Genomic DNA, 25,599 nt, shown 5'->3' with positions numbered 1-25,599 from the left:
GCAGGAGCGTCACTTGACCGCGCCGGCGGTGACGCCGCGGGTCAGGGTGCGCTGGAAGATGAGGAAGAAGATGAGCGTCGGCAGCAGGCCCAGCAGCGCGGAGGCGCTCGTGGTGGTGATGTCCGACATGTGCTCCCCCTGCAGGCTGCTGACCGCGAGCGGGATGGTCTGGTTGTCGTTGCTGACCAGGAAGGTGACCGGGATGAGGAACTCGTTCCAGGTCCAGATGAAGAAGAAGATCAGGAGCACGGCCAGGGTCTGCTTGGAGACCGGCACGACGACCTGCCACAGCGTCCGCCAGCGGCCGGCGCCGTCCATCGCGGCCGCCTCGAGGAGCTCGCGCGGGAACGTGCTGTAGACGCTGGAGAGCAGGTAGGTGCCGAAGGCGCTCTGGATGACGGTGAAGATGATGATCACCGCCCACTTGCTGTCGTACAGGCCGAGCGACTTGAACTCGTTGTACAGCGGGTAGAGCAGCGCCTCCTGCGGCAGCATGTTCGCCAGCAGGAAGACCACCAGCAGAGGCAGGCGCCCCTTCACCCGGCCGATGCCGAGGCCGTACGCGTTGAACAGCGAGATCAGCACGCCGAAGACGGCGACCATGCCGGAGATGAAGATCGAGTTCCACAGCTTGAGCGGGAAGTCGACGCCGTTCCAGAAGCGCTTGATGCCGCCGAAGTAGAGGTGGGACGGCAGGTGGAGCGGACCGCCGTTGTTGTAGTCCTCAGGCGACTTGAACGAGTTCAGCACGATCAGGATCAGCGGGAAGATCACGGCCAGGGCGCCGATGACGGCGACCACCAGCAGGATCCAGTCGAGCGCGGTGCGCCGTGGCCGTACGGTCGGGGCCTTCACCGGCGCGGCCTTCTTCTCCCCCGCCGGTGCGGGTGCCTTCAAGAGGGCGCTCATCGGGCCTCCTCCGCTCGCTCGGCGCGACGCTGGGCCACCAGGAAGAGAGTGGCGACGATCAGGATCACGATGGTCAGCGCGGTGGCGACGGTGGCGCCGTAGCCGACCTGCTGGGACTGGAAGAACTCGCTGTACGAGTAGTAGCTGGGCACGATCGTCGAGGTGCCGGGGCCACCGCGGGTGAGTGCGTAGACCGGGGCGAAGACCTTCAGGGCGGCGATGGTGCAGGTCAGCGTGACCACGAAGATCTCGGGACGGATGACCGCGATCGTGATCGCCCGGAAGCGGTGCCACCAGTTGGCGCCGTCGAGCTCGGCGGCCTCGTACAGCTCGGGGTCGACCCGCTGGAGCGCCGCCATGAAGACGACGACCGGGTAGCCGAGCTGGACCCAGATCAGGACCGCCATGATGGTCGGGAGCGCCCAGGTGGGGTCGCCGAGCCAGTTCTGCCGGGCCCCGTCGAGGCCGATCAGGCCGAGGAGCTGGTTGGCGGCGCCGTCGTCGGGCCGCGCGATCCAGCCGATCACGATCGAGGCGACCACGATCGGGATGATCTGCGGGATGTAGTAGGTGGCGCGCAGGAAGCTGGCCACCCGGCCGCCGAACCTCTTGCCGACCAGGTCGAAGAGGACCGCGGCGATCAGCAGGCCCAGGAGGGTCGGGATGATCACCATCGCGATGATCATCGCGATGCTGTTCTCGAACGACTTCCAGAACTTGTCGTCGTGCAGCAGCTTGTCCCAGTTGTCGAGGCCGATCCACTGCGGCGGCCGGATGCCGCGGTAGTCGGTGAAGCTGTAGTAGACGTTCTGTGCGAGCGGGATCAGGATCACCGCCGTGACCAGGACGAGTCCTGGAAGGAGGTAGAGCCAATACCCGGCTTCACGGCGGTGCCCGATCATCAGCTCACGCCCCGCCGGTGATGGTGTCGACGCCGTCCTGGTACTCCTGGCCGAGCTCCTTGTCGACGTCGGCCGGCGACTTGCTGCCGTTCAGCAGCTCCTGCAGGCCGGCGTTGAGCTGGTCGTAGAACGTCGGGGTCGGCCAGTCGGGGTAGAACGCGAGACCGTCCTGGCCGGTCAGCTTGTTGAAGTTGGCGATCAGCTCCTTGCTCTTCGCGTCGGTGATCGCGGCCGGGTCCGCCGTGACGGGTACGCCGCCGTGGTTGCCCATGAGGTTCTGGATCTCGGGGCTCATCGTGATGTCGATGAACTTGTAGGCGAGGTCCTTGTTCTCGGCCTTGGTCGGGACGACCCACAGGTTGCCCGAGGAGCCCGGCGACATCGTGGCACCCGGGAAGAGGCCGGTGGTCCAGTTGAACTTCGCCTCGTCGACGAACCGGCCGTACCACCAGCTGCCGGAGAAGAACATCGGCGCCTTGCCGTTGATGAAGCTGACGCCGGCGTCCTCGGCCTTCTGGCCGGTGGCGTCCTTGGAGATGTAGCCCTTGTCCTCCCAGTCCTTGATCGTCTGGGTGGCGTAGGAGATCTCCGGGCCGGAGAAGTCGGTCTTCGTCTTGTAGGTCTGGTAGCCGTCGACCCAGGAGCGGTCGGCCTTGGAGAGCGCCAGCTGGTACCAGAGCTGGCCCAGCGGATACTCGGCCGCGGACTCGGCGAGCGGCGTGATGCCCTTGGCCTTGAACGCGGCCATCGCCTGCTCGAGCTCGTCGGCCGTCGTCGGGATCTTGATGTTGTTCTTCTTGAACAGATCGGCGTTGTAGTAGAACTCCACGTACTCGCCGTAGTTCGGCACGCCGTACCAGCTGCCCGAGCCCATCACGCCCTTGTCGTCGTACCGGGCGGTGGTCTGCAGGCTGGTGGAGAGCTTCTTGTCCCACCCGAAGGTGGTGGCGGCCTCGTCGAGGTTGGTGAGCAGGCCCTGGCTGGCGAGCAGGCCGGCGGTGGCGTTGCCCTTGTTGTACTCCAGGATGTCGGGCGCCTCGTCGGAGTTGAGGACCTGGCTGGCGGTGGTGCGGATCTGCTCGAAGGCCTTGTTCTCGAACGCGACCTTGGCGCCGGTCTCCTCCTCGAACTTCTTGATCGCGGCCTTCCAGGCCACGCCCATGGCGGACGTGTCGTCTTCGTAGTCCCACAGGGTCAGGGTGCGGCCCTTGCCGTCCACCGTCGTGCTGACCTTGTCGTGGGCACTGCTGCCGCTGCTCGAGCCACCGCAGGCCGACAGCACCAGTGCGGTGGCTGCGGCGATGGCTCCGAGCGCAAGACCCTTGCTGCGCATGGTGAATCCTCCTCGACGATCCGGAGCGGGGTACTCGGGACGCCGCTTCCTTTTGTTCTGGACCCGAACATATGTCGGGAATCGAGGTGACGCAAGACACAACGACGACAAATCTCAGCCGATCGGCTGAGATTTGGTCGTGGCGGGAGGAGTCAGCGCGCCAGCAGGCCGGCGGGGTCGGCGAGCAGCTCGCTCCACACCAGCTCCGCGGCGCCGATCATGAGCTGCTCGTCGCCGAGCGCCGCCGACCGGATCTCGACAGCCTCCCGCGAGGAGGCGACGCCTTCGGCGATCAGGTCGAGCTCGCTGGCCTCATGCAGGGCTGCGAGGTGGCCCGAGAGCACGATCGCCTGCGGGTTGAAGACGTTGAGGGCGTTGCGTACGGCGACCGCGAGCCGGGCCGATCGATCTGCCACCAACGCGACGACCTCCGGGTCCCCGCTCGCCTTGAGGCGCTCCCCGAGCCGGCCGGCATCGGCCGAGCCGAGCCCGACCGCGGCCAGCAGCGTCGCCTGATCCACCTCGGCCTCCAGGCAGCCCCGCCCGCCGCAGTGGCAGGGCGTCCCGCCCGGGGTGACGACGGTGTGGCCGAACTCCCCGGCGTAGCCGGCGCTGCCGGTGAGCAGATGGCCCCCGACCACCGCGCCACCGCCGACACCACTCGCGCCGCCGATGAGATAGACCAGGTCAGCGACGCCCTTGCCGGCGCCGAGCCGGCTCTCGGCCCGCATCGCCAGGGTGGCCGCGTTGGCCGCCCAGGCCGGCAGCCCGGTCGCATGGGTGATCAGGTCCGTCAGCGGGACCTCGCTCCAGCCCAGGTGCGTGGCCTGGCGTACGACGCCGTCGCTGATCCGCACCTGACCGGGGACGGCCAGGCCGACGCCGAGCACGCGATAGCGGGGAGGATCGTCGCTGAGCATGCCGCGGATGGTGGCGGCCGCCAGCGAGACGACCGTGGTCACGTCGGTGTCGGGCACCTCGATGCGGGCGTGCTTGATCACGCGACCGCCGAGGCCCACGAGCCCGACGTGGACGGCGTCGACCTCGGGGTTGACGGTCACCGCGACGACGTCGGGGTTGACGCTCACCACGCCGCTCGGACGGCCGGCGCCGCCGGTCAGCTCCGGCATGCTCTCGGCGACCAGGCCGAGCTCCTCGAGCTCGGTGACGACCCCGGCCATCGTCGAGCGGCTCGAGCCGACGAGGCGGGTCAGATCGGCACGCGAGTGCGGGCCGTCCTCGTGCAGGAGCTCGAGGACGCGCGACAGGTTGGCACGTCGCAGCTGCTCCGTCGTCCCGCCCCTGACCATGCGCCTGACCCTAGCATCGGGCGTCCCGTTTGTTCGTTAGAACAACAAACGGGCGGCGAACGCCCGGTCCGGCCCGGTCGGACCCGTCATCCGGCGGTGTCTCAGCCGATCGAGCGGCCCGCGGAGCTGAGCGCCTGGCAGGCCTCGACCACGCGGGCGCTCATCCCCGCCTCGGCGAGCTTGCCCCAGTTGCGCGGGTCGTAGCACTTCTTGTCGCCGACCTCGCCGTCGACCTTGAGGACGCCCTCGTAGTGGTGGAGCATGTGGTCGGCCACGGGGCGGGTGTACGCGTACTGGGTGTCGGTGTCGACGTTCATCTTCACCACGCCGTACGACACGGCCGCGCAGATCTCCTCGGTCGAGGAGCCCGAGCCGCCGTGGAAGACCAGGTTGAGCGGCTTGTCGCCGAGCGCGTCGCCGAACTTGGCGACGATCGCGGCCTGGGCCTCCTTGAGGATCTCCGGGCGCAGCTTGACGTTGCCCGGCTTGTACACGCCGTGCACGTTGCCGAAGGTCAGCGCGGTGAGGTACTCGCCCTGCTCGCCGAGACCGAGGGCCTCGACGGTCGCGATCGCGTCCTCGGGGGTGGAGTAGAGCTTCTCGTCGATGGCGCCGTGGACGCCGTCCTCCTCGCCGCCCACCACGCCGACCTCGATCTCGAGGATGACCTTCGCGGCCTTGGCCTTGGCGAGGAGCTCCTCGGCGATCTTGAGGTTCTGGTCCAGCGGCACGGCCGAGCCGTCCCACATGTGGCTCTGGAACAGCGGGGCCTCGCCGCGGGCGACGCGCTCGGCCGAGGCCTCGAGCAGCGGGCGGACGAAGCCGTCGAGCTTGTCCTCGGGGCAGTGGTCGGTGTGCAGCGCGATGTTCACGTCGTACTGCTTGGCGACCTCGGTGGCGTACGCGGCGAAGGCGAGCGAGCCGCTGACCATGTTCTTCACGGTCGGGCCCGACAGGTACTCGGCGCCGCCGGTCGAGACCTGGATGATGCCGTCGGAGCCGGCCTCCGCGAAGCCGGCCAGCGCAGCGTTGAGCGTCTGCGACGACGAGACGTTGATCGCGGGATACGCGAAGCCGTGCGACTTCGCGGTCGCGATCATCTCGGCGTACTTCTCGGGGCTGGCGATCGGCATGTCGGAGGACTCCTCAGCGGGGCAGAACAGGCTTGACTTCACCTCAATCTAGGGCCGGATCCGGGCCCCGTCAGCGCCTCGATCCGTTGGCACGATCCAACTGCGCGCTTGGCACGATCCAAGAGGTGTGAAGTCCACCACGGGCACTTATGGCTACCGTGCAGCATGACTTCCTACCTCGTCCTCGCCTCCCCGGCGGCCGGGAACACCGACGACACCACGATCGAGGAGGCACTCACGGTGCTGCGCGCCGCGGGCCCGGTCGAGGTGGTCACCACCAGCAGCCCCGAGGAGCTCGACAGGGCGCTGGACCAACGCGCGGAGCGCACCCTGGTGATCGCCGGCGGCGACGGCAGCCTGCACGCCGTACTCGACCGGCTGCACCATCGCGGAGAGCTGGACCGCGGCCCGATGGGCCTGCTGCCGCTGGGCACCGGCAACGACTTCGCCCGCGGACTGGGGCTGCCGGTCGGACCGCGCGGGCCGGCCGATGCCGCCGAGATCATCGTCACCGGCCGCCCGCACGGCCTGGACCTGCTCCTCGACGAGGAGGAGGGCACCGTGGTGGTCAACAACGTGCACGCGGGCGCCGGAGCCGACGCGGCGCACGCCGGCGAGAGCTGGAAGGAGCGCTGGGGCCGGATCGGGTACGCCATCGGCGCGTTCCGCGCGATCTTCTCCCCCGAGGACGTCCGGGTGAGCGTGCATGTCGACGGCGAGCTGATCAGCACCGACGCGCGGCCCGTGCTGCAGGTCGCGGTCGGCAACGGCTCGTACGTCGGTGGCGGAGCGCCACTGACCCCCGATGCCCGGCCCGACGACGGCGACCTCGACGTCCTGATCGCGGCCACCCGCTCCCTCGGCTCGCGGCTCACGTACGCCGCCGGGGTGGTGATCGGCCGCCACCCGCAGCGCGGCGATGTCACGTACCGGCGCGGGCAGCGGGTCGAGGTCAGCGGTGAGGACTTCTGGTGCAGCGCCGACGGTGAGCTGACCGGGCCGCACCGTCGCCGGGCCTGGCGGATCCTGCCGGCCGCCTACTCACTCCTCCTCCCCGACGAGGGCTCGGCCGGAGCCTGAGCGCCGCGTGAGCGTGGCGACCGCGGCGGCGACCAGCAGGACGGCGCCCGCCAGCGCGGCGGCGTGGAGGCCGTGGACGTCGGCCGCGCAAGCCGTCGCGGTGACGGCCTCGTCGAGGCCCGCCGGGAGGTGGCGGGCTAGCCCCGCCAGGCCTCGTCGGCACCGAGGTCGGCGTGCTGCACGACCCAGGAGTGCATCGCGATCGCGGCCGCGGACGAGGCGTTGATCGAGCGGGTGGAGCCGAACTGCGCGATCGAGAACGTCCCGTCGCACACCTCGCGGGCCTGCTCGGAGAGGCCGGGGCCCTCCTGGCCGAAGAGGAAGCAGACGTCCCTCGGCAACGCCATCGTCTCGAGGTGCAGCGAGCCGGGCAGGTTGTCGATGCCCAGCAGTCGTACGCCCCGCTCGTGCAGGTAGGCCGCGAGTGCAGGAACGTCCTCGTGGTGACGGATGTGCTGGTAGCGGTCGGTCACCATCGCCCCGCGACGGTTCCAGCGCCGGTTGCCGACGATGTGCACCTCGGCGGCGAGGAAGGCGTTCGCGGAGCGCACGATCGTGCCGATGTTGAAGTCGTGCTGCCAGTTCTCGATGGCGACATGGAACGAGTGCCGCCGGGTGTCGAGGTCGGCCCTGATCGCCTCCAGCGACCAGTAGCGGTAGCGATCGACGACGTTGCGCCGGTCCCCGTGCTCGAGCAGCTCGGGGTCGTACCGGGGCTCCCGGGGCCAGTCCGCGCGCCCACCGGGCCAGGGCCCCACGCCCACCTCGGGCGCCCCGTGCGGCATCGGGTCGTAGGGCGACCGGGCGAGGGAGTCGCCGTCGCCGGAGGCGACAGGGGTCGCGGCCCCCGCGGGAGGCTCTTCGTCCATCAGATGCACCGTCGCCATCTCATTGTCAGGTATCGCCGTCTAGTGTTCGGGTGTGCACGATCTTCTCGTCCAGGCGATCAGCCTTCATGATTTCACGCAGTGGCTGAGCCCGGACTTCCTGCTCCACAAGTTCGGTGCGGCCCTGTTCTGGGTCGGCATCGTCGTCCTCTTCATCGAGTGCGGGCTGCTCTTCCCGTTCCTGCCGGGCGACACGCTGCTCTTCGCGATGGGGCTCTTCATCGCCGAGGGCAAGGTGAGCATCCTGCCCGGCGGTCACATGGGCGACCTGATCTTCGTGCTGGTGGTCTACACCGCGGCGGCGTTCGCGGGCAACGTGACCGGCTACTTCATCGGCGAGAAGGTCGGGCCGAGGATCTACGAGCGCGACGGGAAGATCATCAAGCGCGAGTACCTCGACCAGACCTCGGCCTTCTTCGACAAGCATGGCCACTCGGCGCTGGTCGTCGGCCGATTCGTCCCGTTCGTCCGTACGTACATCACCCTGGTCGCCGGCGTGACCCGGATGGAGAAGCGCGCCTTCTTCGTCTGGAGCGCGATCGGCGCCGTGGGGTGGGTCTGCCTCCTCACCCTGATCGGCTACATCCTGGGCAAGAGCTTCCCGGGGCTGGGCAAGTACATCGACCTGGTCACCTACGGCCTGCTCGCGGTCACCGTCATCGTCCTCGGCGTCGAGTGGCTGCGCAAGCGCAGCGAGGCGAACAAGCACGCCCAGGCCCAGGAGCCTGCCACTCGCGACTGATCAGGTGTTCGTCTCTCCGGTAGGTGACGCGGTGCCACAGCGGCCTGTGCCGCGCTGCGGCACCGCGTGACCACCAGGCTCAGCCCTGCTGGACCGCGTCGAGCTCGGCGCGGGTGAGGACCGAACGGATCGCGAGGCCGACGTCCCGGAGGGACTCACCCGCGACCGGCGAGCGGTCGATCGCGCAGATCACCGTGTCGACGATCGCGCCGGCCGGACGCAGCGCGTTGACCGCGTCGCGGACCGCGCCGCCCGACGTGATGACGTCCTCGATGAGCGTGACCCGCTTGCCGTCGAAGGCGGGACCCTCGGCGAGCTTGGCCGTGCCGTACTCCTTGGCCTTCTTGCGGATGAAGATCACCGGGATGCCGGTCTTGGCCGAGACCATCGTGGCGATCGGGATGCCGCCCATCTCCAGGCCGCCGAGGAGCTCGGTGCCCTCCGGGAGCATCTCCACCATCTGCGCGGCGACGCGCTCGAGCAGGGCCGGCTGCGCCTCGAAGAGGTACTTGTCGAAGTACGTGTCGCTCACCTGGCCCGAGCGCAGGGTGAAGGTGCCGTGCAGGCGGCAGGTGGCGTCGATGTCAGCGGCGAGAGTGGCGTCCGTGGTCACGGGGCTACCTTAGGGCTCGTGACGGTGGCGAGACTGCGTGGCATTCCCCCGACGATCTTCACCGAGATGTCCGCGCTGGCGCTCGCGACCGGTGCGGTGAACCTCGGGCAGGGCTTCCCGGATGTGGACGGGCCCGCATCGGTGCTGGAGGCGGCCGCGACGGCGATGCGCACCGGCGCCAACCAGTACGCCCCCGGGCCGGGCGCCCCCGCCCTGCGCGAGGCGGTATCGCGTCACCAGGAGCGGCACTACGGGCTCTCGTGGGACCCGGTGTCGGAGATCGCGGTGACGACCGGCGCGACCGAGGCGATCGCCGGCGCCCTGTTGGGCCTGGTCGAGCCGGGCGACGAGGTGGTGCTCCTCGAGCCGTACTACGACTCCTACCTCGCGATGATCCGGATGGCCGGCGGCGTACGGCGTCCGGTGACGCTGCGGGCGCCGGACTTCCGGCTCGACATCGAGGCGCTGCGGGCGGCGGTCTCGGACCGGACGCGGATGATCCTGCTCAACACCCCGCACAACCCGACCGGCACGGTCCTGACCGCCGGGGAGCTGCAGGCGGTCGCGGAGGTGGCGATCGAGCACGACCTGATCGTGGTGACCGATGAGGTGTACGAGCACCTCACCTTCGGCGGCGTCGACGCCCAGGGAAACAGGCACGTCCCGATCGCCACCCTGCCCGGGATGCGCGAGCGGACCCTGACGCTCTCCAGCCTGGGCAAGTCGTACTCGCTCACCGGCTGGAAGGTGGGCTGGGCCGTCGGCCCCGCGCACCTCGTCGGCGCGGTCCTCGCGGCCAAGCAGTGGCTGACCTTCACCTCCGGGGCGCCGCTGCAGGTCGCAGCGGCGTACGCGCTCGATGCCGAGCCCGCGTGGCCGGGCATGCTGCGCGACTCGCTGCAGGAGCGGCGCGACCTGCTCTGCGACGGGTTGCGCGGGATCGGTCTGCCGACCACGACGCCCCAGGGCACCTACTTCGCCACCTCCGACATCAGCGGCCTGGGCTGGGCCGACGGCAACGCCTTCTGCCGGGCGCTGCCCGAGCGCGCGGGCGTGGTGGCGATCCCGGTGCAGGGCTTCTACGACCCCGACCGGGTGCTCGCGCAGAACCCGGGGCGTCACCTGGTGCGCTGGGCCTTCTGCAAGCGCCCCGACGTGCTCGCCGACGCAGTGGAGCGGCTCGCCCGCGCGGACCTCAGCGCCTGACGCGACCCGCGTACCAGGGACCGGCCGACGGGAGCAGCAGGAGGACCGCGCAGAGCGCGGGCACCAGCCCGAGCACCAGCACGACGACGCCGCCGGCCACCTCCCCGGCGGAGGTCGCGGGCTGCAGGCCGTCGATGAGCAGGTCGACACCGACCAGCAACACGAGGGCGGCGTAGAGGAACGACAACACGACGAGCGTGACCCGCGGTCCCTGCCGCCGGGCGAGCGCCAGCGCGGCCAGCACGATGGCGGCCACGGTCGCGACGAGCGCGACGCCGATCGCGATCAGGCTGAACACCGCCTCGCTCAGACTGATCGCGTCGTCGGGATCCGGGCCCGGATCGACGCGCACGGCGATCACCCCGATGATCCCGACGACGAGGACCAGGAGCGTGAGGCCGCTCAGGACGAAGGTCAGCACCGCGGCGCTCGTCACCGCGCCCGGCCGACGCTCGCCCGCGTGCGACGGCGGCTGCGTCGAGGGCTGCATCGACGGCTGGGGCGGCGGGTAGAGACCGGGCGGCGGAGGCGGTGGCCCCTGCCACGGGGCATACGGGGGCTGCGGCGGGAACGGCGGTCGGACCCCGTACGGGTTGTCGTAGGAGCCGTACTGGTCCGACATCAGGTGCCGCGTCCTGCGAACCAGTCCTTGGACGCGCCCCGGTGCAGCAGCACGATCACCGCGATCGCGCCCGCCAGCGTGATGAGCGAGATCCCCGAGGTGACGGCGGCGACGCTGAGCGCGATGCACAGCCCCGACATCACGGTCAGCACGACCCGGGCCGCGGGCGAGCGGCGGAGCACGAGGACGGCCGCGACGATCGCGACCGCGGCGGCGATCGCGACGAGGGCGCCGAGGAACGCGAAGCCGACGGCGAGCTCGTGGTCGGTGAACTGGCTGGTGTCGTAGCCGCGCCGGTCCAGCTCGTCCATCATGTCCGGGGCCATCGAGCCACCGACGACGGCGAGCACCACGCCGAGTGCCGCGGTGATCCCCGCGAGGACGAACGTGATGACAGCGGCCGCGGTGACGGCGCCGGGGCGCCGCAGGGTCGCGCTCGGTGCGACGTAGGCCGGGTAGGGCGACGGGTGCTGCGGGGGCGGATACGCGTACGGGCTGGGCGCGATCGGCGGGGCGTACGGCGGCGCCTGGTGCTGCTCATGCTGGGCCGGGGAGGCCGGCGGCGGAGGCCCGGCGATCACGGCCGGAGCCCTGCCCCGCTTGTCGGGGTCGAACCAGGCGCTCGCCGTCGGCAGCCACAGGATGACGACCGCGATCGCGACGACGACGGCGAAGAGCGGCTCGATGGCGAGCCCGGCGATCACCATCGGCAGCGCGACCACGGGCAGCACGACCCGGGCCGTGCGCGAGCGCTGCAGCGTCTGCCAGCCGAGGATCGCCGCAGCCGCAGCGCAGGCCCCGGTGATCATGCCGACGACCTTGAGGATGCGCAGCCAGCCCTCGACGGTGATCCCGAGTCCGCTGGGCTGGTCGTTGATCAGCTGCTCGACGGCGTTGCGGGTGTCGAGGCTGTGCAGCGTGTTGATCTGGTCGAAGGCGGCGATCAGCAGCACCAGCGAGCCGCCGATCACCGCCAGGCCGGCGAAGGTGACCTGCTGCGGACGGACGGGGCCCTTGTCCTGCTCGGACAACTCAGAGCTCCTCGTGCGTGTCGGGGTCGCCGTCGAAGAGACGGCCGTCGGGTCGGCCGAGGGCTGAGATCGCCGCGACCTCGTCGGCGGTCAGGGTGAAGTCGAAGATCGAGAGGTTCTCGACCTGGCGCGAGGGCGTCGCGGACTTCGGGATCGGGATCGAGCCGATCTCGACGTGCCAGCGCAGGATGACCTGGCCCGGCGTGACGCCGAGGCGCTGCGACGCCGCCACGACCGGCGGAGCGTCGTACTGGCCCTGTCGCTTGCCCATCGGGCTCCACGCCTCGGTCCGGATGCCGAGCTCCTCGTGCACGGCGCGCATCGCGGCCTGCGGGAAGAGCGGGTGCAGCTCGATCTGGTTGACGACCGGCGCGACGCCGGTCTCGGCGATGATCCGGCGCAGATGCGCCTCGGTGAAGTTGGAGACGCCGATCGATCGCACCAGGCCCTGGCGCTGGAGCTCGATGAGGGCCTGCCAGGCCTCGACGTAGAGGTCGCGGCTCGGGTTGGGCCAGTGGATGAGGTGCAGGTCGAGGTGGTCCAGGCCGAGGCGGCGCAGCGAGTCCTTGGTGGAGGCGATCGCGTCGTCGTACGCGTGGTGGCGCCCAGGGATCTTGCTGCAGATCTGCACCTGGTCGCGCGGGAGGCCGCTGGCCCGCAGCGCCTCGCCCACCTCGGTCTCGTTCTCGTAGTTGACCGCGGTGTCGAGCAGTCGGTAGCCGGATCCGAGGGCACTGGTGATCGCCTCGACGCCCTCGGAGCCCTTCAGCGGGTAGGTGCCGAAGCCGATCGCAGGAAGGGTGGTGCCGTCACTGAGGGAGTAGGTCGGGGTCACGCTCACATCGTAGAAGGGCGACCCCGACCGGGGTCAGTTGCCGCCGAGGAGGCCGCCGACGGTGCCGAGCACGCCGCCGACGACCTGGCCCACGCCGCCGACGGTCGTGGTGAGCACATCGGTCTGCTGCGTCGTGCTCGTCGTGGGGGTGCTGCTCGGCGTGGCCGAGGCCGGGTCGCTCGCCGTCGCGGCCGGCGTGGCGTCGGTGGTCGTCGACGTCTTGGTCGCGGGCGCCGGGGTGGCGGCCGAGTGCTTCGGGCCGGCCTGCTGCGTCGCGGAGGCCGTCTCGACGGCCGCACCGCTGGCGCGGTGCTTGCCGCCCGCCGACGTGCTCGCGACGACAGGGGCGACCGGTCGCGTCTCGGCGGTGAGCGCGCGGTGCTTGCCGGCGGGCCGGTCCACGTCGCGGGAGATGACGTACGCGGCGCGATCCAGGTGGGTGCTGCTGGCGGGCAGGTAGTCCTCGTCCGGGACCGTGGCCGGGACGCGGGAGGAGGCCGTCTCGTGACTCGCGTCGGCGACGGCGGTGGTGCCGCCGCCGAGCATCGGGCTCAGCGCGACCCCGGCCGAGGACGCGGCCACGAGGAGGCCGACCGGCAGGAGCTGGCGGACCCGGGCCGCGGCGGGCGCGAGCGGTACCGCAGGCGGCACGGTGCGGTCGATGTGGCGACCACCGGGGGGCAGGTCACGGGTCAGGAACGGCATGGGGAGACTCCTTGCGCCGAGAGGGGAATCATCGGAGTAGTCATTGATGACTACTGACAGGTAGCCCGACTAGAGCAGATACCGGCGGAGGTATCAAGTCCAAAGTTGAGTGGAACAGACTCAACTTGTGGTGCGTTGGACAGGGAGAGCGGAAGAATCACCCTCCCCACCCCGGGGAATCGCTGCTCCACGGATCCACTCACAGCAGGAGAGCAAGAGAAGAAGATGAGCCAGTTCGGGATCGACAAGTTCACCACCAAGAGCCGCGAGGCGCTCGAGGCCGCCCAGCTGTCGGCGACGACGGCCGGCAACTCCACCATCGAGCCCATCCACCTTCTCGTCGCGCTCCTCCTGCAAGAGGACGGCAGCGCGGCCAACCTCGTCGCCAAGGCCGGCGCCGATGCGCCCGCCCTGGTGCGCACCGCCGCCGCCCAGCGCGACGCGCTGCCCAAGGTCAGCGGCGAGACCGTCGGCCAGCCGAGCTTCGGTGCCGCCGTCTCGCGCGTCCTCGCCGGCGCGCTCGAGCTCGCCCAGTCGATGAAGGACGAGTACGTCGCGACCGAGCACCTGCTCATCTCGCTCGCCACGGTCGAGTCGAGCGCCAAGCGCCTCCTCACCGAGGCCGGTCTGTCCGCCGACGGCCTGCGCGAGTCCCTCGGCGCCATCCGCGGCTCGCGCCGGGTGACGTCGCAGGACGCGGAGTCGACGTACGAGGCGCTGGAGAAGTACTCCGTCGACCTGACCCAGGCCGCCGAGGAGGGTCGTCTCGACCCGGTCATCGGCCGCGACCAGGAGATCCGTCGCGTCATCCAGGTCCTGTCGCGCCGGACGAAGAACAACCCGGTCCTCATCGGCGAGCCCGGCGTCGGCAAGACCGCCGTCGTCGAGGGGCTGGCGCAGCGCGTCGTCGCCGGTGACGTACCGGACTCCCTCAAGGGTCGTCGGGTCCTCTCCCTCGACCTCGCGGCGATGGTTGCGGGCGCCAAGTTCCGCGGCGAGTTCGAGGAGCGGCTCAAGGCCGTGCTGGAGGAGATCAAGCAGGCCGAGGGCCAGATCATCACCTTCATCGACGAGCTGCACACCGTCGTCGGCGCGGGCGCCGGCGGCGACTCGCAGATGGACGCCGGCAACATGCTCAAGCCGATGCTGGCGCGCGGCGAGCTGCACATGATCGGCGCGACGACGCTCGACGAGTACCGCGAGTCCATCGAGAAGGACCCGGCCCTCGAGCGCCGCTTCCAGCAGGTCTACGTCGGCGAGCCGTCGGTCGAGGACACCATCCAGATCCTGCGCGGGATCCAGGAGAAGTACGAGGCGCACCACGGCGTACGGATCACCGACGCCGCCCTGGTCGCCGCCGCGACCCTCTCGGACCGCTACATCTCCGGGCGCCAGCTGCCCGACAAGGCGATCGACCTGATCGACGAGGCCGCCTCCCGCCTCCGGATGGAGATCGAGTCCTCCCCCGAGGAGATCGACCAGCTCCGTCGCCAGGTGGACCGGCTCAAGATGGAGGAGTTCGCGCTCGCCAAGGAGTCCGACGACGCCTCGGTCGAGCGGCTCTCGGTGCTGCGCGCCGACCTCGCCGACAAGGAGGAGGAGCTGCGTAGCCTGGAGGCCCGCTGGGAGCGCGAGAAGGCCTCCCTCGAGGGCGAGGGCGACCTGCGGCGCCAGCTCGACCAGCTCCGGATGGAGGCCGAGCGCCTCCAGCGCGAGGGCGACCTGGGCGGCGCCTCGGAGATCCTCTACGGCCGCATCCCGGTCCTCGAGCAGCAGATCGAGCAGGCCTCCCGCGCCGCCGACGAGCGCGCGCTGCCGGGTGGCGACGCGCAGCCGCCCCTGGTCGGCGAGGAGGTCGGCCCCGAGCAGATCGCGGAGGTCGTGGAGGCCTGGACCGGCATCCCGACCGGCCGGATGCTCCAGGGCGAGACGGCCAAGCTGCTCGAGATGGAGGCCGAGATCGGCAAGCGCCTCATCGGGCAGACCGAGGCCGTCGGCGCGGTCGCCGACGCCGTCCGCCGCTCCCGTGCGGGCATCGCCGACCCCAACCGGCCCACCGGCTCGTTCCTCTTCCTGGGCCCCACCGGCACCGGGAAGACCGAGCTGGCCAAGTCGCTGGCCGACTTCCTCTTCGACGACGAGCGGGCGATCATCCGGATCGACATGTCGGAGTACTCCGAGAAGCACAGCGTGTCGCGGCTCGTCGGTGCCCCTCCGGGCTACGTCGGGTACGACGAGGGCGGCCAGCTGACCGAGGCGGTCCGCCGTCGTCCGTACAGCGTGGTCCTGCTGGACGAGGTCGAGAAGGCGCACCCCGAGGTCTTCGACATCCTGCTGCAGGTGCTCGACGACGGCCGGCTCACCGACGGCCAGGGCCGGACCGTGGACTTCCGCAACACGATCCTGATCCTGACCTCCAACCTGGGCTCGCAGTTCCTGACCGATCCGCTCCTCGACCCGGAGAAGCAGCGCGAGTCCGTGCTCGCGGTGGTCCGGGCGACCTTCAAGCCCGAGTTCCTCAACCGGCTCGACGAGATCGTCACCTTCGAGGCGCTCACCAAGGAGCAGCTGACCCACATCGTGGAGCTCCAGCTCGCGTCGCTGGAGAAGCGGCTCGCGGTCCGGCGGATCACCATCGAGGTCACCGACGCCGCGAAGCAGTGGCTGGCCGAGACCGGCTACGACCCGGCGTACGGCGCGCGTCCGCTGCGCCGTCTGGTGCAGTCCGCGATCGGCGACAGCCTCGCCAAGCTGCTCATCGGCGGCCAAGTGGCCGATGGCGGCCACGTGACGGTCGATGTCGGCGAGGACGGCCTGACGCTGGCCGTCTGACGCCGGCGAGTCTGTCGCAAAAGGTCACCGTGACCGTTCAGCCCGAGAGTGACCGTTCGTAACGGTCACTCTCGGCGCCAAGGGTCACGGTGACCTTTTCGCGCGAGCTCGGCTCGCGACCGCGCTGCTCAGCCCTTCGGCGGCGACGAGGTGTCGGCGGCGAGTGGAGCGGCATGCTCCGGGAAGTCGCCGTGGGGGTCGTCGACCAGACACGAGCGGCAGAAGCCGACGCCGAACGGCGTGAGCTGCACCGACCGGCGGACGACCTTGGTCGCGCGCGCCGCGTGCAGCGCCGCGAGCACGTCGGGCTGGGCCTCGACGACCTGGTACTCGAGGGGATCCTTCAGCTGCTCGCGGGAGAACCAGATCAGCCCGAGCCGGAAGAGGTTGTTGAGGTAGGCGGGCACCTGGTCCACGTGCCGCAGCCCGGCGCGGGCGCCGATCATGTTGAGCTGCGCGGCGATCAGGTGTGAGCCGGTCAGCAGCGACGCCCCGCCGGTGCGGACGTCGACGGACGGCTGCGGGCCGTCCTCGACGAGCAGCACCAGGATGCGCGCCTCATCGGGCGCGAGCTCGCTGAGGATGTGCGCGTACGCGGGGTGCGCGGAGTCGTCGTCCCGTACGTCGCGCGAGCGCGCGAGCAGCGCCTCGCCCTGCTCGCGCAGGGACTGTTGCGCCGGGAGCGCTCCCCTGACCGGCCGGCCCGCAGGCGCCTGCCCGCCGTTCCCGTTGCGGCCGCTGCCCGGCGAGAGCGCCTGCCCGACCTGGACGACGGCCTCCCCCAGCGTCATGCCGGAGCCGAGGCCCTTGGCCACGTCGGCGACGATGCCGGACGCGGCCGCGACGCCCGAGGCGACGTCGACCGCGGCCCGCGGGTTGGTGACGACGCCGGCGACGCGCCGGCCCGTCCGTACGCCCGCGACGACGCCCCACTGGGCGGTCCGCAGCCAGGAGGTCGCCGCCAGCCGGGCGACCCCGGGGAGCGCCGAGACCGCGCCGGTGCGGCGCACCTCGGGCAGGTGGTCACTCATCGTCCGCCTCCTCCGACGCCGAAGATCGAGAGGTGGATGAAGCCACCCACCACGCCCATGATCGCTCCGTGGGCGTAGAGCATCCACTCGTCCTCCTTGATCGCCGAGCGCATCATCTCGACGAAGTCGCGGGGCGCGAGCTCCTTGGTCCGCTGCGCGATCAGCGTGCGGATCTTGCCGGACTGCTGGCGGCTGAACGCCTCGTCGCGGAACGGCATGAGGGTCCGGTCGACCGCCTCGAGGGCGAAGCCCGACTTGATGGCGTCGTACGAGCGCGCGCCGAGCGCGACCCGGGCCGCACCGCGTCCGAGGCCGGCGGCGCGGTCGATGGCGGGGCCGAGCGCGGCGATCAGCATCGCGCGGGTCCGGTCGCCGCGCGGGCCGTCGACCAGGAAGTCCCCGATCCGCTCGAGGGTGATGACGTCGTCGGCGATGATCCTGGCGTACACCTCGGCGGCCTCGTTCTGCCGCCGCAGGAAGAGGCCGTGGAAGCGGATCCCGAAGTAGCGGGTGGGCTCGACGGGCTCGAAGATCAGCCACATGCCGAGCAGGTTGGTGGCCCAGCCGACCCCGATGCCGAGCACCGGCAGCAGCCACCACTGGTGGAACCAGTGGTCCAGGAAGGCGACCGGGATGCCGAACAGGAAGCCGAAGACGAACCCGATGTTGACCATCGTGTTCAGCTCCTTCTGGCCGATGTCCTTGAAGACCTTGACCACGAGCTCGGGGTTGGCGCGGAAGTGCTCGATCACCATGATCTTGGGGTCGAGCAGCTGATCGATGTGCTCGCCGATCTCCTGGGTGATCGTGTGGACGACGGCGGGCAGCTGGGCCTGGACCCGCGCGACCACCGCGCGCTTGGCGGGCTCGGGCAGGTCGCGCCAGGTGGACGGCGAGGCCTGCCGCATCACGTCGTCGACCAGTGCCGGGATCTCGGGGGCGAACATCGTGACGATGTGCTCGCCGATCTTCTCCGGCTCGAGCTGCTGGTAGAACTCCGCGGGCGTGCCGAGCTTCGCGATCGCCTTGTCGACGGCGATCGACCCCATCTTGGCCGCGCGCGCGGGCACGATGCCCTGCCACCCGAGGCCGCCCTGGAGGAACCCGGGCACCTCCTGGATCTTGCGCGGGAGTACGCGTGCGAGCTCGGCCATCCCCTTGATCCGGGCACCGTGGAAGTGGATCGGGTAGAAGAGCATGATCAGTCCGGACCAGTTGATCAGCCAGCCCACCACACCGGTGAAGAGCGGGATCGATGCGAAGGCGATCCAGTCCCGGGCCGAGTCGAGGTTGCTCAACGTCCAGTCGACGTCGCCCAGATAGTGCTCGATCTGCTCGAACGTCGCGCCCACCGCCTTCATCCCAGGCGGAGATGCCTCGCGCACCTCCGCCCCGCGGATAACGTAGCGAAGACGCCGGGGTTACTCGTCGGTCACGTCAAGATCGCGGACAGGTCCGGTGCCCTCATTCCGAGATCTCTGCGGCCGCCCAGCGCGACGCGCTGGCTCACTCGTTCGCGGCCAGAGCCTGAGCTCGTTCCTCGCTCGCCCTGTCGCTCACTCGATCGCCTCCGGCGGCGCCTCGTGCTGCGGCAACGCGGCGAGCTCCTCGGCCTCCGCGAAGCAGACCCGGGCGAAGTCCTGACCGAACGGCGTCAGGTGGATCGAGCGCCGGATCACCTTGGCCGTACGGACCGCGTGGACCGCGTCCAGCACGTCCGGCTGGGCCTCGATGACCTGGTAGCGCAGGAGGTCGCCGATCGGCTCGGGCGACTGCCACACCAGGCCCAGGCGGGTGAGGTTGTTGAGGTACTGCGGCACCGACTCGGGGTAGCGCACGCTGGAGCGCGGGCCGATCATCGTGAGCCCGCGGGCCAGGGTCCGCTCGGACTTGAGCCGGCCGGCGGCGCCGCCGAGGCGGACGTCGACCGCGGGCTGCGGACCGTCCTTGAGCAGCAGGACCAGGATGCGCGCCTCGTCCGGCGCGAGGTCGCGCAGGATGCCGGCGTACGCGGGGTGGCGCTGCTCGTCGGCCCAGACGTCGCGGCTGCGGCGCAGCAGCGCCTCGCCCTCGCGACGCAGCTCGGCCAGCGCGGCGACGCCGGGCCGGGCCTCCTCGTGCTCGAGCAGCGCACGGGCACGCTCCAGGGCGGGCAGTCCCCAGCGTTCGACCGCCTCGGAGATCGGGCCGCCCTTGGCGATGGTCTTCGCGAACTCGGTGAGTTGCCCGGCGACCATGCTGAGCTCGTCGCTGAGCACGGCGGCCTCACGCGGGTCGACCGCGGCCTTCGCCAGCCGGGCGGTGGTGCGGACGTACGCGACGGCCGACCAGCCCGCGGCGTGGGCGACCACGCCGCCGCCGATCCGGAGCACGCCGGGCAGGGCGCGCATGCTGCCGCGCAGCGGTGCTCGCGCGGCCGGGACCGCGGCAGCCGAAGGCACGACCACCGGTGCCGGTACGGGTGCGGGGACACGCTCAGGAGCCATCGTCATCAGCCCACTCCGAAGATCGCCAGATGGATGAAGCCGCCCGCCAGGCCCATGATCGCCCCGTGGGCGTAGAGCAGCCACTCGTCCTCCTTGATCGCGGCACGCATCATCTCGACGAAGACCGGCGCGGGGAGCGCGCGACAGCGCTCGGCGATGAGCGCACGGATCTTGACGGACTGGCGCTCGCTGAAGGCGGCGTCACGCAGGGGCGTCAGCGTGTAGTCGACGGCCTGCTGCGCCACCGAGGTCTTGATGGAGTCGAACTTGCGCGGTCCCACGGCGATCCGGACCGCGCCGGCGGCGGGGCCGCGACCGACCGCGGCGTCGATGGCGGGCATCAGGGCTGCGGCGAGCATCTGGCGGCTGCGGTCGCCGGACGGACCGTTGAGCAGGTGGTCGCCTATCCGCTCGAGGGTGATCACGTCCATGGCGATGTGCTTGCCGTACACGTCGCTGGCCTCCCACTGGCGGCGGGCGAACAGCGCCTGCAGCCTGAACGGGCCGATCTTGATCTCGTTGGCCGGCTCGAAGATCAGCCACATGCCGAGCAGGTTGGTGGTCCAGCCGACGGCGATGCCCAGGACGGGCAGCAGCCAGGCCTGGTGGAACGCCTGGTCGATCAAGGCGACCGGGATGCCGAGCAGGAAGCCGAAGACGAAGCCGAAGATGACCATCATCCGCAGCTCGCGCCGGCCGAAGTCCTTGAAGATCCGCACGACGATCGAGGGGTTCTTCTCGAAGTTGTCGATGACCATGATCTTCGGGTCGACCAGCTGGTCGATGTGATTGCCGATCTCGGCGGTCACGTTGCGCACGATGCTCGGCAGCTGGCGCTGGACGCGCTCGATCACCGTCGCCCGCACGGGCCGGGGCAGGTCACGCCAGAAGCGCGGGTGCTCGCGCCACATGATCTCGTCGACCAGCAGGGGCACCTCGGGGGCGAAGACCGAGACGATGTGCTCGGCGATCACGTCCGGCTCGAGGTGCTGGTAGAAGTCGCTGGCGGTCGCCATCTTCGACAGCGCCTTGTCGACCGCGATGCTGCCCATCTTGGCGGCGCGCGCCGGCACGATGCCCTGCCAGCCCAGGCTTCCGCGCAGGATCCCCGGGACCTCCTGCAGCTTGCGCGGCAGACTGCCGGCGACGTCCTTGAGCCCCGGGATCTTGAATCCGTGGAAGTGGATCGGCGCGAACAGCATCATCAGACCGGTCCAGTTGATCAGCCAGCCGATGACGGCTGTGAAGATCGGGACCGACCAGAAATGGACCCAGTTGATGTCCAAGGCGTAGCTCCTCCCCGTGCGGCCGGCGAATGATCACGGCCACGTCCCTGCTCCCGAGCCGGGACACTACTGGCCAGTAGTGCAATCGGCCATAGCTTTCGGGGACTAAGGGGTCATCGGGACGAGCTTGACCGTGTTCGCGATGCTCCCGAAGCGGCTCCGGGGCAGGATCCGGAAGCTGAGCTTGGCCTTGATGGAGTCCTCCGGGATCGGCCCGAAGACGCGGGAGTCGGTGGAGCCGCCCCAGTTGTCGCCCATCACGAAGTAGTCGTCCGCGGACAGGGTCCGCCACCGCTCCTTGTCACCGCCGGTCAGTCCCTTGGTGCAGCAGCTCGCGGTGTCGGCGCCGATCCGGGTCGGCCAGGCCGGATTGTCGACGCGGAACGTCCCCTTCTCACCAGCGGGGCGCAGGTAGACGACGGGATGCTCGCCGCCCGCGATCGCGATGCGATCACCCGGCAGGGCGATGACCCGCTTGACGATCGCCAGGCCGCCGGCGCTGCCGGGGTACGCCGGCTCGATCGCCTCGACCAGGTCGAAGCGATGGATGTCATGTCGCTGAAGGAGGTTGACCTCCAGGCGATCCCCGTTGTGCAGCGTCGGCTCCATGCTGTGACCACTGACCTGTACCGAGAACGTCAGCCCCACGACCACGGTGAGCATGGCGAGCAGGAAGACCGCCACCGCCGCGACGCCAAGCACCATCCGAACGACGCCCCGCGCGTCGCGAGCGTAAAACTTCACGCTTCCCCCAGCCCTCTCCCTGCGCGATGCCGGTCGGCAGCGTACGCGTCGGGGAGAACTTACTTGACAGTAGCTTGTGAAGTCCGCCACGCTGCCCATGCTCGGGATACCCGGGACACGCAGTCCTGGGGAGTAAAGGGAGAGCTGCTCGTTGAGGGACGAGCCGCGCGAAAAGGGGAGGGCTTATGTCCAAGTTAAAGGGAGAGGGCCGCACACGTCTGGGCCGCTTCGCGATGGTCGCCGTGCCGTCCGCCGTCGTCTCGGCCGGTCTCGGCGTGGCGATCGTGCAGGGCATGATCAGCGCGACGCTGGCCTCGGCCGACGCGTTCACGCTGCAGTCGAACCAGATCAGCAGTGACTCGCTGAAGGTCGCCGCGGGCGGCGCCTCGGTCGGCTCCACGACGCCGGCCAACAAGGAGGCCATCTACGCCGAGACCGGTCCGGCCACGGTCGCCGACGGCGTGCACATCACTGCGCTGACGCCGTCGCTGCCGATTCTGGGCAAGGTCGCCCAGATCAAGATCGACTCCAGCGACCACACCGTCAGCCTCCCGGGCGTCGTCCTGAACGCCAAGGACCTCACCGTGAGCGACGCGGATGCCGCCGTCGACGGCTCCAACGCGAGCAACTCGGCCGCCTCGCTGACGAACGTCAAGCTCGGCATCACCGAGCAGCAGGCGGGCGTCACGGCCGCGAACGACCCGGCGTACAACGCCGACGCCTTCGCGCTCCAGTCCGGCCAGGCGACGCTCAACAACGTCAACGCCGACGCCTACGCGATCACGCTCAGCGGCCTGGCGCTCGACGACCTGTCGCTCGGCATCTCGCTCCAGTGAGCATGGGCGCTCTCTGAGCGCCACCGGGTGGCGCCCGAGTCCGCTCGGGCGCCACCACAGCCATCGTGTGTCTGGGAGGGCATGATGACCACGTCCAACATCGAGCCGAGCGACGCCACGCGCGTCCCGCGCACCCCGACGAGCGGCCGCGGCGATGCGCTCGGCCTGCCGCGCCGGCTCCGTCTAGGCTTCCGGCACCTGCGCCGTACTCGTCCTTTCTGGGGCGCCCTGGTGCTGCTCCTCGGGTCCTACCTGATCGCCTTCCCGCTGATGGGCAGCGGTTTCGCGTTCATCACCACGATCGGCGCCCGGGCGCTCACGCCGCTGCTGATCTCGGGCGGCATCGCCGCCGCGGCCCTCGTCGCGCTCTTCGCGCCGAGCCAGCGTCATTTCCCCGCGCTCGTCGCCGCGATGCTCTCGATCGCATCGCTGCCGCTGGCCAACCTCGGGGGCTGGATCGTCGGCATGGTCTGCGGCATCCTCGGCGCGTCGATGGTGTTCGGGTGGACGCCGTACTCCGACAAGCAGCTCGCCCGGTTCGCCGAGCGTGAGGCCACGCGGTCCGCACGCCGCGAGCTCGCCCGCGCCGCCAAGGCGCGGGGCAAGCACAGCGGCATCGCCGCCTGAATCCTCCGAGCATCACCCCGACGCCGCTTGGGAGGGCGGCGTCACGTACGAGGGAGCGCACCATGAAGCACAGCCGCCACCGCGACGGGGCTCGCGCGTCGAGCGCGCCCACGGGCACGGTCCGTTCGCTCGCCCATCGCAACGCCGCCGCGGCGCGCACCACGGCCCGCCGGCTGTGGGACCAGGTCGGCGAGCGTTCGCGTCGGATGCACGACGAGGCGGCCGGCTCGAACCACGGCAGCCGCCGACGTGGCGTCTTCGCGGCAGGCGTCGGCTTCGCCGCACTCTTCACGATGTGGCAGCTCGTCGCCGCCAACGTGCTCGCGGTGAACTTCACGACCTCGGACAACCAGTTCGGCCTCTACTCGAACTACCTCGACGCGCGCTACGCCGCGGGCTTCCTGTCCACGACGACCCGCAAGAACGCATCGAGCGACTCGTGCACCCAGAACGCCTCCGGCGACTCGGCGAACTCCGTGACCGGTGGAACCGCCACGAACGCCCAGTGCGCGGTGGCCGAGCTGGGCATCAACACCGCCCAGCTCGCCGGCCTGTGCGCGATCGCCCACGAGAAGCTTCCGGTGATCGGCAACGTCTCCTTGATGATCCGCTCCGGGATCAACAACTACGGGGGGAACGGGAGCAGCGGCGGCCAGACGATCCCGGACAGCTACAGCGGCATGACGACCGCCAGCGCGGGCACGTCGGTGACCCTCGCGAGCGGCAACACCCTGTCCGTCAGCGGCACCGGCCAGTTGCCCGGCACGACGCCCGGCCTGATCAACGCCAATCAGCTCTTCCTCAACTCCAACGCGTTGAGCGGCTACGGCAACCTGATCAGCGGCCTCAACCTCGGCCAGAACGCCGCCGACGTCGCCTCGTACGCCGGCCTGACCGGAGGAACGCCGGGCTCACCGGGCACCGGCTCGTGGCCCGCCGGACAGACCGCGCCCACGGCCGGCAACTTCGGTCTCTACGCCAATCAGCTGAACGTCGCCGGCCTGTCCGGCTCCACGTACGGCCTGGACCTCGCCGGGAACATCAACCTGCCGGCGCTGAGCATTCAAGTCGTCACCGGCCTGAAGGGTCAGGCGGACTGCTCATGACGCCGCTCGGGTGGATCCGCGCGCTGCGCGACCGTCGCCGTTACACCGGTCCGACGGTCGACGGCGTGCGGCCCGTGCGTGCGGCCGCCATGACCGGCATCGGGCTGGGAGCGCTCGCGGCGATGTACGGCCTGGTCGACGCGAGCGTGCTCGCGGTCAACTTCACCACCACCGACCAGACCTTCCAGATCTACTCCAACTACATCCAGGGCGTCTCCGCGGGCGGCTACATCGCCCAGAACACCTCCGCCACGGTCGTCGGGCAGACCGGCGTCGCCGAGATCGGCATCAAGACGGCGAAGCTCGACGGCCTGTGCGCGATCGCGCACGAGACGCTGCCGGCGGTCGGCAAGGTCTCGCTGATCATCAAGGCGGGGGCGTCGGTCTCGGCGTCGTTCTCCACCTCGAGCGGCACGTTCGTGGACGGGACCGGCGCGCTCGTGCCGCTGGCCTCCGACGGCACGCTGACGTCGGACGCGAGCACCATCGATGCCAGCGACCTCTTCCTCAACACCAACAACCTCACCGGGTACGGCAACAAGATCTCCGGTCTCAACCTCGGTCAGAACGCCCCGGACACGGCGACGGCGCTGTCCTCCGGCGCCTGGCCACAGAGCGGCGCCAACGCGCCGAAGGCAGGCAACTTCGGTCTCATGGCACAACACCTGAACATCGGCTACCTCAACGGATCGTCGTACGGCATCAACCTGGCCGGATCGATCAACCTGCCCGGGCTGAGGATCCTCGTCGTCCCGGGCGATGCCACCCAGTCCTCCTGCCCGACATCGGCATCATGAGCGAGGCGAGTCACATGACGGACGACCTCACGACGGTGGAGGAGCGCCCAGGGAGCCGGGCCCTGCGGCGGGTCGAGCAGCCCCGCCGCGGCCGGGCCCTCGGCCTCCTCGCCGTGGTGCGTCAGTGGTTCCGCGCGTTTCGCCGCACCCGGCCCTTCTGGGGCGGCCTGTGGACCATGGTCGCGGGTGCCGAGATCATCAAGGCGATGTCGTTCGACATCGGCCTCGCCCTGACCGGAGGCTGGTCCTACTCGGCCGGCTACGTGATGGGCGGCGGTCTCATCCTCTTCGGCCTGGTCGCCTGGTTCGCTCCGCACTACCGGGGTCTGGCCGGGATCCTCGCGTTCCTGGTCGCGCTCGGCGCCTTCCCCGCCGCCAACCTCGGCGGCTACCTCTTCGGCAGCGTCGTGGGCGTCGTCGGCGCCTCGATGATCTGGTCGTGGGGACCGAAGAAGCCGAGCAGGCGTCACCTGGCGAAGACGACGTCGACGGATTGAGTCATCGATGCAGCACGGACGAGAAGGCCTCACATTCGCTGACCGCTGT

The 25,599-nt window shown here is 70.3% G+C and carries 25 protein-coding genes; 9 read left to right on the top strand and 16 right to left on the bottom strand.

What is annotated here, in order from left to right; genetic code table 11:
- Positions 1-9: 9 nt before the first annotated feature.
- From KSO98_RS10725 to fbaA, 5 genes are all read right to left on the bottom strand, one after another.
- The gene (locus tag KSO98_RS10725; RefSeq protein ID WP_225285539.1) at positions 10-909 is read right to left on the bottom strand and encodes a carbohydrate ABC transporter permease; all 900 of its coding nucleotides are present in this window, start codon (positions 907-909) and stop codon (positions 10-12) included.
- Entirely contained in the window at positions 906-1,811 is a 906-nt protein-coding gene (locus KSO98_RS10720) for a carbohydrate ABC transporter permease (RefSeq protein WP_225285537.1), read from the bottom strand. Before KSO98_RS10720 ends, KSO98_RS10725 begins: the two co-directional genes overlap by 4 nt.
- A 4-nt stretch (positions 1,812-1,815) precedes the next feature.
- Positions 1,816-3,144 carry an ABC transporter substrate-binding protein gene (locus KSO98_RS10715; RefSeq protein ID WP_225285535.1) on the bottom strand — a complete coding sequence of 443 codons (1,329 nt, stop codon included), beginning with the start codon at positions 3,142-3,144 and terminating at the stop codon, positions 1,816-1,818.
- A gap of 152 nt (positions 3,145-3,296) precedes the next feature.
- Positions 3,297-4,454, bottom strand: coding sequence for an ROK family transcriptional regulator (locus KSO98_RS10710; RefSeq protein WP_225285534.1), 1,158 nt, complete (start codon positions 4,452-4,454; stop codon positions 3,297-3,299).
- Positions 4,455-4,555: 101 nt separating this feature from the next.
- A complete protein-coding gene (fbaA, locus tag KSO98_RS10705) occupies positions 4,556-5,587 on the bottom strand; it encodes a class II fructose-bisphosphate aldolase (protein WP_225285532.1) in 1,032 nt (343 codons plus the stop codon).
- Positions 5,588-5,752: 165 nt separating this feature from the next.
- Here fbaA and KSO98_RS10700 point away from each other — a divergent pair, with 165 nt between their 5' ends.
- A complete protein-coding gene (locus tag KSO98_RS10700; protein WP_225285530.1) occupies positions 5,753-6,667 on the top strand; it encodes a diacylglycerol/lipid kinase family protein in 915 nt (304 codons plus the stop codon).
- A gap of 137 nt (positions 6,668-6,804) precedes the next feature.
- On the opposite strand, the gene KSO98_RS10695 is transcribed toward KSO98_RS10700, so the two are convergent.
- Positions 6,805-7,452 carry a TrmH family RNA methyltransferase gene (locus tag KSO98_RS10695; protein ID WP_225285676.1) on the bottom strand — a complete coding sequence of 216 codons (648 nt, stop codon included), beginning with the start codon at positions 7,450-7,452 and terminating at the stop codon, positions 6,805-6,807.
- A gap of 136 nt (positions 7,453-7,588) precedes the next feature.
- Between KSO98_RS10695 and KSO98_RS10690 the strand changes: the two genes are divergently transcribed.
- Entirely contained in the window at positions 7,589-8,296 is a 708-nt protein-coding gene (locus KSO98_RS10690) for a DedA family protein (RefSeq protein WP_225285529.1), read from the top strand.
- A 79-nt stretch (positions 8,297-8,375) separates the two neighbouring features.
- Here KSO98_RS10690 and pyrE read toward each other — a convergent pair whose 3' ends face one another.
- Positions 8,376-8,909, bottom strand: a complete 534-nt coding sequence (gene pyrE, locus KSO98_RS10685) for an orotate phosphoribosyltransferase (protein ID WP_225285527.1) — start codon at positions 8,907-8,909, stop codon at positions 8,376-8,378.
- Here pyrE and KSO98_RS10680 point away from each other — a divergent pair.
- Complete coding sequence (locus tag KSO98_RS10680; protein WP_372457778.1) at positions 8,856-10,115, top strand: pyridoxal phosphate-dependent aminotransferase; 1,260 nt, start codon at positions 8,856-8,858, stop codon at positions 10,113-10,115. The two genes, pyrE and KSO98_RS10680, sit on opposite strands and share 54 nt — an antisense overlap.
- Here KSO98_RS10680 and KSO98_RS10675 read toward each other — a convergent pair.
- Genes KSO98_RS10675 through KSO98_RS10660 form a run of 4 tightly spaced genes read right to left on the bottom strand, consistent with a single transcriptional unit; the run spans position 10,105 to position 13,308 of the window.
- On the bottom strand, positions 10,105-10,737 hold the full coding sequence (locus KSO98_RS10675) for a hypothetical protein (protein WP_225285679.1): 633 nt from the start codon (positions 10,735-10,737) through the stop codon (positions 10,105-10,107). The genes KSO98_RS10680 and KSO98_RS10675 overlap by 11 nt on opposite strands.
- The gene (locus KSO98_RS10670; RefSeq protein WP_225285525.1) at positions 10,737-11,768 is read right to left on the bottom strand and encodes a hypothetical protein; all 1,032 of its coding nucleotides are present in this window, start codon (positions 11,766-11,768) and stop codon (positions 10,737-10,739) included. The genes KSO98_RS10675 and KSO98_RS10670 overlap by 1 nt, the downstream gene beginning before the upstream one ends.
- Before the next feature lies 1 nt (position 11,769).
- Positions 11,770-12,603: an aldo/keto reductase gene (locus KSO98_RS10665; protein WP_225285523.1), complete on the bottom strand. Its 834-nt coding sequence runs from the start codon at positions 12,601-12,603 to the stop codon at positions 11,770-11,772.
- Positions 12,604-12,636: 33 nt separating this feature from the next.
- Positions 12,637-13,308 (bottom strand): hypothetical protein, encoded by a 672-nt coding sequence (locus tag KSO98_RS10660; protein WP_225285522.1) that lies wholly within the window; start codon positions 13,306-13,308, stop codon positions 12,637-12,639.
- Between the two features lie 225 nt (positions 13,309-13,533).
- On the opposite strand from KSO98_RS10660, the gene clpB reads away from it, so the two are divergent.
- Positions 13,534-16,140, top strand: coding sequence for an ATP-dependent chaperone ClpB (gene clpB / locus KSO98_RS10655; protein ID WP_225285521.1), 2,607 nt, complete (start codon positions 13,534-13,536; stop codon positions 16,138-16,140).
- Positions 16,141-16,268: 128 nt separating this feature from the next.
- On the opposite strand, the gene KSO98_RS10650 is transcribed toward clpB, so the two are convergent.
- From KSO98_RS10650 to lepB, 5 genes are all read right to left on the bottom strand, one after another.
- Positions 16,269-17,171, bottom strand: coding sequence for an Abi-alpha family protein (locus KSO98_RS10650; protein ID WP_225285519.1), 903 nt, complete (start codon positions 17,169-17,171; stop codon positions 16,269-16,271).
- Complete coding sequence (locus tag KSO98_RS10645; RefSeq protein ID WP_225285517.1) at positions 17,168-18,523, bottom strand: DUF445 domain-containing protein; 1,356 nt, start codon at positions 18,521-18,523, stop codon at positions 17,168-17,170. Before KSO98_RS10645 ends, KSO98_RS10650 begins: the two co-directional genes overlap by 4 nt.
- A 204-nt stretch (positions 18,524-18,727) precedes the next feature.
- Positions 18,728-19,663, bottom strand: coding sequence for an Abi-alpha family protein (locus tag KSO98_RS10640; protein ID WP_225285516.1), 936 nt, complete (start codon positions 19,661-19,663; stop codon positions 18,728-18,730).
- Positions 19,663-20,943, bottom strand: coding sequence for a DUF445 domain-containing protein (locus KSO98_RS10635; protein ID WP_225285515.1), 1,281 nt, complete (start codon positions 20,941-20,943; stop codon positions 19,663-19,665). The genes KSO98_RS10640 and KSO98_RS10635 overlap by 1 nt, the downstream gene beginning before the upstream one ends.
- Before the next feature lie 105 nt (positions 20,944-21,048).
- A complete protein-coding gene (gene lepB / locus KSO98_RS10630) occupies positions 21,049-21,648 on the bottom strand; it encodes a signal peptidase I (RefSeq protein WP_225285513.1) in 600 nt (199 codons plus the stop codon).
- A 224-nt stretch (positions 21,649-21,872) separates the two neighbouring features.
- Between lepB and KSO98_RS10625 the strand changes: the two genes are divergently transcribed.
- The 5 genes from KSO98_RS10625 to KSO98_RS10605 all read left to right on the top strand — a co-directional run bounded on the left by KSO98_RS10625 (position 21,873) and on the right by KSO98_RS10605 (position 25,550).
- A complete protein-coding gene (locus tag KSO98_RS10625; protein WP_225285512.1) occupies positions 21,873-22,523 on the top strand; it encodes a DUF6230 family protein in 651 nt (216 codons plus the stop codon).
- Between the two features lie 84 nt (positions 22,524-22,607).
- The gene (locus KSO98_RS10620) at positions 22,608-23,150 is read left to right on the top strand and encodes a DUF6114 domain-containing protein (RefSeq protein ID WP_225285510.1); all 543 of its coding nucleotides are present in this window, start codon (positions 22,608-22,610) and stop codon (positions 23,148-23,150) included.
- A gap of 62 nt (positions 23,151-23,212) precedes the next feature.
- Positions 23,213-24,256 (top strand): DUF6230 family protein, encoded by a 1,044-nt coding sequence (locus KSO98_RS10615; protein WP_225285509.1) that lies wholly within the window; start codon positions 23,213-23,215, stop codon positions 24,254-24,256.
- On the top strand, positions 24,253-25,053 hold the full coding sequence (locus KSO98_RS10610) for a DUF6230 family protein (RefSeq protein ID WP_225285507.1): 801 nt from the start codon (positions 24,253-24,255) through the stop codon (positions 25,051-25,053). Before KSO98_RS10615 ends, KSO98_RS10610 begins: the two co-directional genes overlap by 4 nt.
- Before the next feature lie 14 nt (positions 25,054-25,067).
- Positions 25,068-25,550 carry a DUF6114 domain-containing protein gene (locus KSO98_RS10605; RefSeq protein WP_225285505.1) on the top strand — a complete coding sequence of 161 codons (483 nt, stop codon included), beginning with the start codon at positions 25,068-25,070 and terminating at the stop codon, positions 25,548-25,550.
- The last annotated feature ends 49 nt before the right edge of the window (positions 25,551-25,599 follow it).

The sequence above is a fragment of the Nocardioides nematodiphilus genome (genome assembly GCF_020216525.1).
Classification (GTDB): domain Bacteria; phylum Actinomycetota; class Actinomycetes; order Propionibacteriales; family Nocardioidaceae; genus Nocardioides; species Nocardioides nematodiphilus.
This window is presented reverse-complemented; position numbering and strand designations above follow the sequence as displayed.

Excerpts from the sequence above, each read along its gene's own strand:
- KSO98_RS10725 (WP_225285539.1), bottom strand. The coding sequence starts at position 909 with ATGAGCGCCCTCTTGAAGGCACCCGCACCGGCGGGGGAGAAGAAGGCC.
- KSO98_RS10720 (WP_225285537.1), bottom strand. The coding sequence starts at position 1,811 with ATGATCGGGCACCGCCGTGAAGCCGGGTATTGGCTCTACCTCCTTCCA.
- KSO98_RS10715 (WP_225285535.1), bottom strand. The coding sequence starts at position 3,144 with ATGCGCAGCAAGGGTCTTGCGCTCGGAGCCATCGCCGCAGCCACCGCA.
- KSO98_RS10710 (WP_225285534.1), bottom strand. The coding sequence starts at position 4,454 with ATGGTCAGGGGCGGGACGACGGAGCAGCTGCGACGTGCCAACCTGTCG.
- fbaA (WP_225285532.1), bottom strand. The coding sequence starts at position 5,587 with ATGCCGATCGCCAGCCCCGAGAAGTACGCCGAGATGATCGCGACCGCG.
- KSO98_RS10700 (WP_225285530.1), top strand. The coding sequence starts at position 5,753 with ATGACTTCCTACCTCGTCCTCGCCTCCCCGGCGGCCGGGAACACCGAC.
- KSO98_RS10695 (WP_225285676.1), bottom strand. The coding sequence starts at position 7,452 with ATGCCGCACGGGGCGCCCGAGGTGGGCGTGGGGCCCTGGCCCGGTGGG.
- KSO98_RS10675 (WP_225285679.1), bottom strand. The coding sequence starts at position 10,737 with ATGTCGGACCAGTACGGCTCCTACGACAACCCGTACGGGGTCCGACCG.
- KSO98_RS10660 (WP_225285522.1), bottom strand. The coding sequence starts at position 13,308 with ATGCCGTTCCTGACCCGTGACCTGCCCCCCGGTGGTCGCCACATCGAC.
- clpB (WP_225285521.1), top strand. The coding sequence starts at position 13,534 with ATGAGCCAGTTCGGGATCGACAAGTTCACCACCAAGAGCCGCGAGGCG.
- KSO98_RS10650 (WP_225285519.1), bottom strand. The coding sequence starts at position 17,171 with ATGAGTGACCACCTGCCCGAGGTGCGCCGCACCGGCGCGGTCTCGGCG.
- KSO98_RS10640 (WP_225285516.1), bottom strand. The coding sequence starts at position 19,663 with ATGACGATGGCTCCTGAGCGTGTCCCCGCACCCGTACCGGCACCGGTG.
- lepB (WP_225285513.1), bottom strand. The coding sequence starts at position 21,648 with ATGGTGCTTGGCGTCGCGGCGGTGGCGGTCTTCCTGCTCGCCATGCTC.
- KSO98_RS10625 (WP_225285512.1), top strand. The coding sequence starts at position 21,873 with ATGTCCAAGTTAAAGGGAGAGGGCCGCACACGTCTGGGCCGCTTCGCG.
- KSO98_RS10620 (WP_225285510.1), top strand. The coding sequence starts at position 22,608 with ATGACCACGTCCAACATCGAGCCGAGCGACGCCACGCGCGTCCCGCGC.
- KSO98_RS10615 (WP_225285509.1), top strand. The coding sequence starts at position 23,213 with ATGAAGCACAGCCGCCACCGCGACGGGGCTCGCGCGTCGAGCGCGCCC.
- KSO98_RS10610 (WP_225285507.1), top strand. The coding sequence starts at position 24,253 with ATGACGCCGCTCGGGTGGATCCGCGCGCTGCGCGACCGTCGCCGTTAC.
- KSO98_RS10605 (WP_225285505.1), top strand. The coding sequence starts at position 25,068 with ATGACGGACGACCTCACGACGGTGGAGGAGCGCCCAGGGAGCCGGGCC.